8 protein-coding genes and 1 pseudogene are annotated in these 8,846 nt (G+C 69.2%); all 9 read right to left on the bottom strand.

Annotated features, from left to right (window positions below; all coding sequences use genetic code 11):
- Positions 1 to 1,181 (bottom strand): 5-oxoprolinase subunit PxpB (pxpB, locus tag VFP86_13950; GenBank protein ID HET9000738.1); only part of this gene is annotated, 1,181 nt, incomplete at its 3' end.
- 3 nt (positions 1,182 to 1,184) lie between these two features.
- Positions 1,185 to 2,009 (bottom strand): prephenate dehydratase, encoded by an 825-nt coding sequence (pheA, locus tag VFP86_13945; protein HET9000737.1) that lies wholly within the window; start codon positions 2,007 to 2,009, stop codon positions 1,185 to 1,187.
- An 11-nt stretch (positions 2,010 to 2,020) separates the two neighbouring features.
- On the bottom strand, positions 2,021 to 3,238 hold the full coding sequence (gene alr / locus VFP86_13940) for an alanine racemase (GenBank protein ID HET9000736.1): 1,218 nt from the start codon (positions 3,236 to 3,238) through the stop codon (positions 2,021 to 2,023).
- Positions 3,213 to 4,790 carry an NAD(P)H-hydrate dehydratase gene (locus VFP86_13935; protein ID HET9000735.1) on the bottom strand — a complete coding sequence of 526 codons (1,578 nt, stop codon included), beginning with the start codon at positions 4,788 to 4,790 and terminating at the stop codon, positions 3,213 to 3,215. The genes alr and VFP86_13935 overlap by 26 nt, the downstream gene beginning before the upstream one ends.
- Positions 4,791 to 4,806: 16 nt before the next feature.
- Complete coding sequence (gene acpS, locus VFP86_13930; protein ID HET9000734.1) at positions 4,807 to 5,178, bottom strand: holo-ACP synthase; 372 nt, start codon at positions 5,176 to 5,178, stop codon at positions 4,807 to 4,809.
- Positions 5,179 to 5,188: 10 nt separating this feature from the next.
- Positions 5,189 to 5,353 carry a Trm112 family protein gene (locus tag VFP86_13925; GenBank protein ID HET9000733.1) on the bottom strand — a complete coding sequence of 55 codons (165 nt, stop codon included), beginning with the start codon at positions 5,351 to 5,353 and terminating at the stop codon, positions 5,189 to 5,191.
- The gene (locus VFP86_13920) at positions 5,350 to 6,282 is read right to left on the bottom strand and encodes an NAD-dependent epimerase/dehydratase family protein (GenBank protein HET9000732.1); all 933 of its coding nucleotides are present in this window, start codon (positions 6,280 to 6,282) and stop codon (positions 5,350 to 5,352) included. Before VFP86_13920 ends, VFP86_13925 begins: the two co-directional genes overlap by 4 nt.
- On the bottom strand, positions 6,279 to 8,108 hold the full coding sequence (glmS, locus tag VFP86_13915) for a glutamine--fructose-6-phosphate transaminase (isomerizing) (GenBank protein ID HET9000731.1): 1,830 nt from the start codon (positions 8,106 to 8,108) through the stop codon (positions 6,279 to 6,281). Before glmS ends, VFP86_13920 begins: the two co-directional genes overlap by 4 nt.
- A gap of 560 nt (positions 8,109 to 8,668) precedes the next feature.
- A pseudogene (glmM, locus tag VFP86_13910) lies at positions 8,669 to 8,846 on the bottom strand (phosphoglucosamine mutase).

The raw sequence follows: 8,846 nt of genomic DNA, 5'->3' as shown, positions 1-8,846 counted from the left end.
GCCGCGATCCGCGCGCAGCCGACGCGGTCCCCGCGCTCCAGTCGGCGCCCCGCGTACCCCCCGAGCTTCGCGCCGAGGTACGTCGCGCGGCTGTCCATGATCTCGGGCACGTCGATCCCGCCTGGGAGAGCGACGTACGCCCACCGGCCGGCGCGCGGCGCCTCGAACGTCAGGAGGTCCCCCGCATCGAGGTGGAGGGCGGACCACATCCCGACGCGCCGGCCGTTCCGGGCCGGCGAAAAGTCTGCGCCCCCGATGGCGAGCACGAGCGGGCGCGCCGCGCGCAGACGCGGTCCGGGAAACGTGCACTCGAGACCCGCCGCGCCCGGCGGATTGCCGATCAGCTGGTTGGTCAGCTTGAGGGCCAAGGGATCGATAGCGCCGGCTCCCGGGAGGCCGAACCGCCGGTAGCCGGTGCGTCCGAGATCCTGGACCGTGGTGAGGAGACCCCCGTCCTCCACCATCACCGCGGGTCGGTGAGGAAGCGCGGGCGGCGACACGGTCTCTACGGGAGCGCGCCGCTCGTACTCCCGCGCGGAGATCGGCACGAACCGGACGCGATCGCCGGCCTCGAGGAGAAACGGATCGCGCCGCGACGGATCGTAGACCGCGAGCGGAGTCCGCCCCAGGATCCGCCATCCACCCGGGCTCTCCACAGAATAGACGCAGGTCTGCAACCCCGCGATCGCCACCGATCCGCGCGGGACGCGTGGACGCGGGGAGGGCAGGCGCGCGACTCGGAGCGCCGACGGAAGCGTGCCCATGTAGGGAAACCCGGGGGTAAAGCCCAGCATGTACACGCGATACTCGCGGCCCGTGTGCGCGGCGACGACCTCGGCCTTTGTGCGGCCGGTCTCTTCGGCCACCGCCGCCAAATCCGGACCGTGCTCGCCGCCGTACGCGACGGGAATTTCCATCAGCCGGCCTGGACGCGGATCGTCGGGGCCGGCCCCCTCCGCGATGGCGCCGATCGCCCGGCCGAACTCCAACGCGGTGGTTCGTACCGGATCGTACACGATCAGGAGCGACCGGAATGTCGGAACGACCTCGACGGTCGCTTCGGGCCGGCTCGCGTCCACGGCGCGCCCGAGGGCGCGCACGGCCGCATTGACCGCGTCCGAGAACTCATCCCCGCCGACCTGTAGGATGAGGCCCGCGTCTCCCAACGGCAGCAGCCGCACGGCTTACGGAGGCGCGGGCACCGGCGACCGAGGATAGGAGCCCAGGACTCGGAGGAACGTCGTCTGCCGGCGGAGGTCCTCGAGCGCCTCCTTGGTGCGGGCTTCATTGATATGTCCGTCGACGTCCACGTAGAAGGTGTAGTCCCACGGCCGTTTGCGTCCCGGCCGCGACTCGATCTTCACGAGGTTGATCTGCCGCGTCGCGAGCGCGCCAAGCGCCCGATACAGGCTGCCGGGCCGGTTCTCGACGACGAACACGATCGAGGTCTTGCTCGAGGCCGCCTCCGGGACGGGCTTGGTGTCGATCACGAGAAACTTCGTATAGTTGTTGGGGTTGGTCTCGATCCCTTCGGCCAACACCTCGAGCTCGTACAGGTGCGCCGCTCGCTTCGACGCCACCGCGGCACACCCCGCCAGGCGCTGCTGCTGGATCATCTTGGCGCTGCCCGCGGTGTCGTAGTACGGGACCGTCTCCACTCCCAGATGGCGGAGATACGCATCGCACTGGGCCAGCGCCTGCGGGTGAGAATACACTTTCGTGATGACGCTGAGGGATTGCCCCGCAAGCGCCATCAGGCAGTGCACGACTCGATGATCGAGCTCTCCCGCGATCACGAGCTCATGGGCCAGGAGCAGGTCGTAGGTCTCATTGATACTGCCAGCCTGCGAGTTCTCGACCGGCACAACCCCGCAATCCGCCCGCCGTGAAGCGACCGCGTCGAAGACGTCGGCGAGATGCGCGCACGGGGCGACCTCCACCTCGCCGAACAACCGAACGACCGCCTCCTCGCTATTGGCCCCCCGCTCCCCCTGAAACGCGACGCGCATCCTCGACTCCTTCACTCGTCCTGTGTGAGCAAGGTCCGGGTCCCGATCGCCTGTCCGTCACGAACGAACACCCTCGGAATTCGGCGGCTCACACCGGCGAGGATCTCGTAGGAGATCGTCTGCGCGCGCTCGGCCACGTCCTCAACGGGCACCTCCTCGCCCCAGAGTTCGACCTCATCCCCCACGCGGATCGAGGTTTCCCCCGCGTCGACCATGCACTGATCCATGGAGACCCGGCCGGCGACCGGCAACCGGCGCCCCCCAAAGGAGACTTCCCCCCGTCCGCTCAAGAGTCGCGGATACCCGTCGGCATACCCCACCGGGATCGTCGCGATCGTCGTGGTCCGCCCGGCGCGGTACGCGTGGCCGTAGCCGATTGTGGTCCCGGCGGGAACCTGTTTGACGAACGAGACCCGCGCTCGCAGACGCATGGCGCGGCGGAGGGGGATCCGGTTGGCGAGGTGCGGCGCAGGTGGAATCCCGTAGAGCGCGATCCCCGGACGAACGAGATCGAGGTGCGACTCGGGCAGCACTAGCAACGCCGCGCTGTTGGCCGCATGGCGGAGCCCCAGCGGGATCTTGGCCTCGTCGAGTTGCCGGAGCACGCTGCGGAAGGTGTCGAGTTGAGCCATGGCCGAGGCCAGGTCGGCATCGTCGGCCGCAGCGAAGTGGGTGAAACACCCCTCGAGGACGACCCCGGAGAGCCGGCGCGCCTCGACGGCGAGAGCCACCGCGTCCGCGGGCGCGATACCGATCCGGCCCATCCCGGTGTCGATCTTGAGGTGAATCTTTGCCGGACGGCCGGCGCGCCCCGCGGCCTGGCTCAGTGCCCGGGCCACTTCCATGTGGAACACGGTGACCGAGAGATCGTGTCCCACCACGATCTCCGCGTCCTCCGGCGGTGTGTAGCCGAGCAGCAGGATCGGGACGCCGATCCCCGCGCGCCGCAACTGTACTCCCTCGTCCGTCGTCGCCACGCCGAGCGATGCCGCCCCGGCGTCCACCGCCGCGCGGGCGACGGGCAGCGCCCCGTGTCCGTAGGCGTCCGCTTTGACAACCGCCATCACGCGCGCCGGTTTGCGCAGCAGCGACGTAATCGTCCGGACGTTGTGCGCGATCGCCCCGAGGTCGATCTCGGCCCATGCCGGCCGCGTGGGTCGTGCCGGTGAGCGGGCGGGATCGGTCCCCGCCGCGCCCCGCCGGTCACGGGACGGGGATGATGCCATCATCCACCGATCCCGACCTGACCCGCGCCAGCGCGCGGGGGAGATGATCGGCCACCTCGCTGGCCAAGAGGCCCCACTCGCCGCGGGAATCGGCGGCGAGATCGCCCGCGAGTCCGTGAAGGTAGGCCGCGCACACGGCCGCTTCGAATGGCGCGAGCCCCGCCCCGATCAGCGCCGCCACCGCTCCCGTGAGCACGTCGCCCATGCCTCCCGTGGCCATCCCCGGGTTTCCGGTCGGGATCACCATCGCGTATCCGTCCGGACCGGCCACCACCGTCCGCGCCCCCTTCAAGAGGGCGACGCCGTGCACCAAAGACGCGGCGGCGCGCGCGGTCGCCAACCGATCCTCTTGCACCTCGCCGACCTCGCGCCCGAGGAGGCGCGCCATCTCGCCGGGGTGCGGGGTGATCACCAGCGGCCCCGGAACCTCGCGCAGGCGTTGGGCCTCTCCGGCAAACGCGTTCAGCCCGTCGGCGTCCAACACGACGGGACCGGTCACCCGCGGGAGGAGGCCGCGGATGAGCCCGACCGTCTCGGGATGGGTCGTGAGTCCTGGCCCCACAGCCAGCACGTCCGCGGAGCCGGCAAACTCACGGGCGGCCTCCGCCCCGGCTTCGCAGAGCGCGCCCGCCGCGCTCTCCGGGAGCGGTCGGGTCATCGCCTCGGGAAGCGACGCCGGCGGGATTGCGGCCAGCGATGCCGGGAGTCCGATCGTCACCAGCCCCGCTCCCGCACGGATGGCCCCCCGGGCCGCCAGCACAGGCGCGCCCGCATATCCGCGGGCACCGCCCAGGATGGCCACTCTTCCGTAGCGCCCTTTGTGCGAATCGGCGGGGCGATGCGGAACCGTTCGATCCATCCACGCCGCCGTCGCGAGCGCGGTGGGGATCGGCGCCTCGCGGATCACCGACTCGGGAATCCCGATGTCGGCGACGAAGAGCCGGCCCACCTGCGCGGCTGCCGGATATTGCACGGTCCCAATTTTCGGAAGCGCCATCGCCACCGTCGCGGTCGCGCGAATACACGGCGGATCGGCGCGCCCCACGACGGCGTCTACGCCGGAGGGCACATCCACGGCCAGGATCGGGACGCCGGAGGCGTTCGCGGCCTCGATCACCCGAACGGCAAACCCACGCGCGGGGCCGTGAAATCCCGTGCCGAAGATCGCGTCGATGATGAGATCCGCGTCCCGGATGGCCCGCTCCAGACCGGAAGCGGGAAGCGCCTGCGCCTCCTCAATGCGCACCTGTCGGTCTCGAAGGGCGTGGAGATGTCCGCCGAGATCCGGGGGAAGCTCTTCGGCCGAGGCGACGAGGAGCACATGGATTGGATGATCCCCGGACAAATGACGAGCGGCGACCAGCCCGTCGCCGCCGTTATTGCCTTTGCCGGCCAGGACCACGCATCTCCGGCCGCCGGACGCGCGTAGCAGCCGGCGCGCAACCTCTGCCGTCCGGCGCCCCGCCTGCTCCATGAGCGCGGAGGTCTCGATGCCGTGCACCTCTTGGGTGTGCCGCTCCAGCGCGGCCATCTCGGCAGGCGTGGGCAGTTTCACGGCTCGAGGCCGCGGGTCACTCTGCCAAGGCCTCGGCGACCGCCAGCAGGCGGGTGTGCGAGATCGAGACATGCCAGGCCCGCACGCCCAGGTGTTCTGCCACCGTAGCAGCCCGGCCCGTCAGGCGGACGCCCGGTTTGCCGAACGGGTCAACGGTGATCTCGATCTCCTGCCATCCGACCCCCGGTCGACCAAGGCCCAACGCCTTCATCACCGCCTCTTTCGCCGCGAACCGCCCGGCGAGTCGCTCCGCCGCACCTCGGGAGGCGCCGCCCCTCGCACGCTCATCCGGGGTAAAGACGCGGCAGAGAAAGGCCTCGCCCCACCGCGCGATCGCCCGCCGGATCCGATCCACCTCGATGATGTCGATGCCGAGCCCTCTGATCATCCGTCTGCCGCTAGCCCTCCGGCTGCTCCGCCTCGTCGACGAGCATCGCCGGGATATCGTTCTTGATCGGATACCGCCGTCCGCACTTGGTGCACACGATCCGATCGCCTTGCTGCGTGACGGGCGCCTTGCACGCTGGGCAGGCGAGGATCTCGAGCAGCTCCTTGTCGATCATTTCCGCACACCTCTCTCCACCTGCATCCATTCGACGGTCCGCCGAAGACCTTCCTCCAGCGGCACCCGCGGATGCCAGTCCAGCAGCGTTGCGGCCCGCCTGATCCCGAGACAGATACGGTGCACTTCCCCGGGCACGGCGGGCCCGTGGGTGGCGTGCACCGCTGCGCCGGTCAGCCTCCGCACCATGGCGAAGAGATCGTTTACACTGGTCTCGATTCCGGTGGCGATGTTGATCGGCTCCGGGATCGAGCGCCCCAGCACGCGGAGGTTTGCGTCCGCCACATCTCCCACGTACACGAAGTCCCGCGTCTGCGTCCCATCGCCGAAGATGACCGGTGCCCGTCCCGCGAGTAAGGCGTAGGCAAAGATCGAGATCACGCCGGATTCGGTGGTCGGATCCTGTCGGGGACCGTAGACGTTGGCATATCGCAGGATCGCGGTCTGGAGTCCGTGGATGCGCCGGTAGTAGGCCAAGTATTGCTCGCCGAAGGATTTGTGAAGTCCATAGGGCGACGTCGGCAGGATCGGATGATCCTCCTCGACCGGCAGGACCTGCGGCTCACCGTAGACAGCCCCGCCGGTCGAGGCGAGGATCACCTGCTTGGTCCCCCAACGAGCCGCGAGATCCAGCACTCGGAGGGTGCCCAGGACGTTGGCTTCGGCGTCGGCCACCGGATCCTCAATCGACCGCCGCAGATTGACCTGCGCGGCGAGATGCGCCACCACGTCCGGGCGCTCCCGGCGAAACACCTCTGCGACACTCGGCCGCCGGAGGTCTTCCTGGTAAAACACCGCGCCCTGAGGGGTCCGGTTTCCTCCGCCCCCGATGAGGGCATCGACCACCGCCACGTGGTGGCCCGCCGCAAGATACGCGTCCGCCACGTGCGATCCGATAAACCCGGCCCCCCCGGTGATCAGGATTCTCATTCCACGGTCACGCTCTTCGCCAGGTTGCGAGGCTGATCCACGTCGTGGCCCCGGAGCCGGGCCACATGGTAGGCGAGCAACTGCAGCGGGATCACCGCCAAGAGAGGCGCGAGCAGCGGGTCGACCGAAGGGATCGTCACCAGCGCCTCCACGTGCCGGCGGAGGGTGTCCGCGGTGTCCTCGGTCGCGACGCCGATGACCTCCGCCCCCCGCGCGCGGACCTCCTGGATATTGCTGACCGTCTTCTCGATGACGTCGAGTTGGGTCCCGATCGCGATCACGGAGACACCCGGCACCACGAGCGCCAGCGTCCCATGCTTGAGTTCCCCGGCGGCCAGCGCCTCGGAGTGCACGTACGAGATCTCCTTCAGTTTTAGCGAGCCCTCCATCGCCACGGGATAGTCGAGCCCGCGCCCGATGAAGAACGCGTCGTCGGTGTGCTGCAGGTGCTCGGCGAGGGCCATGATTTCGGGTTCCAGGCGGAGCACGGCCTGCGCGTGGGTGGGAAGCGTGCGCAGCCCTTGGATCAGCGCGGTCACCCGAGCCTCCGGCAGGACACCGCGCGCCTGCCCCAGGTGGGTGGCCAGCATCGTGAGCGCCGCCAGTTGCGTGACGAAGGCCTTCGTCGAGCAGACCGCGATCTCAGGGCCCGCCCGCGTGAACAGCACATTGTCGGCCTCGCGCGCGAGCGTGCTCCCGACCACGTTGGCCACCGCCAGCGTCCGCGCGCCCCGGGCCCGCGCCTCGCGCGCCGCCGCCAGCGTATCGGCGGTCTCCCCCGACTGGCTGATCGCGATGGCGAGGGCGCGTGTCCCCACCAGGGGGGATCGGTATCGAAACTCGCTCCCCAGATCGGTCTCGGCCGGCACCTGCGCCAATCGCTCGATCAGCGTTCGCCCCACGACGCCCGCGTAGTACGCTGTGCCGCAGGCGACCAGCCATACCTTCGCGAGATCGCGGAGGTATTCGGGAGCGAGGTCGACACCGTCCAGCGCGATCACGCGGTCGTCGGGAAGGCGTCCCATCATGGTCTCCTGCAGGGCCCGCGGCTGCTCGTGAATCTCCTTGAGCATGAAGTGAGCGTAGCCGCCTTTTTCTGCGGCCGCGGCGTCCCACGTGACCCGCATCGGGGCACGATCGACGCGGCCGCCCCCGAGGCGAGTGAGCGACACACCCGCCCGCGTCAGGACGGCCACCTCGCCATCCTCGATCAGCAGCACGTCCCGCGTATAAGGTAGGAGCGCCGGAATGTCCGAGGCGAGGAGCATCTCCTCGCGCCCCAATCCCACGATCAGGGGGCTGATCCTCCGTACGGCGACGATCTTGTCGGGCTCGTCGGCCGAGAGGACGACAAGCGCGTACGCTCCCGAGGCCTGCGCGACCGCCGCCTCGACGGCCCGCGGGAGATCCCCCCGGTAGGCCTCTTCGATGAGGTGTGCCAGCACCTCGGTGTCGGTGTCGGATTGGAACCGATGTCCGCGGCTGATCAACGCTTCCTTGAGTTGCAGGAAGTTCTCGATGATCCCATTGTGAATCACCACGACCCGACCTCGACAGTCGGCGTGCGGGTGCGCGTTCTGGTCGGACGGATGCCCGTGGGTGGCCCACCGGGTGTGGCCGATTCCTACCACACCGCGAAGCGGCGTCCGCTCCGCGATCTTCACCAATTGCGAGAGCTTCCCGGCGGATTTCAGGACCTCGATGCCGCCGTTTTCGACGACGGCCACGCCTGCCGAATCATACCCTCGATACTCGAGCCGGCGCAAACCATCCAGCAGTACCGGGACGGCCTGCCGATCCCCAATATAGCCCATGATCCCACACATGGATGCCTCCAGATCGCCCCGCGCGGAGTCGCACAGGCAGACTGCGGCCTATCACCGGTCCGTAGGGGCGGAACTTGGCAGCGACAGGCACACCTGCTGGCGGCGATGCCCGGTAGGGGGACCGCAACACCGCCCACTGCCGTAGATACTCTTGTTGTCCGAGACGCCTTCTGTCCCCGGGGTCGCCCCCGGGTTTTGGCAGCGTCCTTAAGGCTGGACCAGCCTAGGGTCACCCGCCGAATAGGAGCACTTCGCTCCGTTTCGAGATCCCCTTCCTCGTCAACTCGTTCCCGGAAGAACGAGTTCCGGCGCTTCTCGTTGATCCTGCTCCCCTGCACCTCCTCGTCCGCCGTCGTAATCGCCCAGCCTGATGGATCCCCCACGAGTTCGACGGAAACCAATCCGGTCCTGCTCAGAGGGGCCCCGGGATGAAGCGTCTCGCTAAGGGAGCGTTTCGCTAAGTTGTATACCCCTTACGGGACGCCACCAGCCGGGTCGCCGTTCGGCGCGGCCGTCGAGACCTGGTCGGCCGCCGCCCCCAGTTGACGCCCGATCAGCAGGCTCAGTTCTCGGGCGATGGTTTCCGCCGCTTCGGCGTCTTCGCACTCCGTCATGACCCGGACCAGCGGCTCGGTCCCCGAGGCCCGGATGAGCACGCGGCCGCGGCCGCGCAGGCGGCGCTCGGCTTGCGCGACCGCCTTGGCGATCTCAGGATCGTCGGCCCACCGACTCGGATCG

It is taken from the genome of bacterium, from assembly GCA_035703895.1.
Taxonomy (GTDB): domain Bacteria; phylum Sysuimicrobiota; class Sysuimicrobiia; order Sysuimicrobiales; family Segetimicrobiaceae; genus Segetimicrobium.
This window is presented reverse-complemented; position numbering and strand designations above follow the sequence as displayed.

Bases quoted from the DNA above. Each gene is read 5' to 3' on its own strand.
- glmS (HET9000731.1), bottom strand. From the start codon at position 8,108: ATGTGTGGGATCATGGGCTATATTGGGGATCGGCAGGCCGTCCCGGTA.
- pheA (HET9000737.1), bottom strand. From the start codon at position 2,009: ATGCGCGTCGCGTTTCAGGGGGAGCGGGGGGCCAATAGCGAGGAGGCG.
- VFP86_13920 (HET9000732.1), bottom strand. From the start codon at position 6,282: ATGAGAATCCTGATCACCGGGGGGGCCGGGTTTATCGGATCGCACGTG.
- VFP86_13925 (HET9000733.1), bottom strand. From the start codon at position 5,353: ATGATCGACAAGGAGCTGCTCGAGATCCTCGCCTGCCCAGCGTGCAAG.
- acpS (HET9000734.1), bottom strand. From the start codon at position 5,178: ATGATCAGAGGGCTCGGCATCGACATCATCGAGGTGGATCGGATCCGG.
- alr (HET9000736.1), bottom strand. From the start codon at position 3,238: ATGATGGCATCATCCCCGTCCCGTGACCGGCGGGGCGCGGCGGGGACC.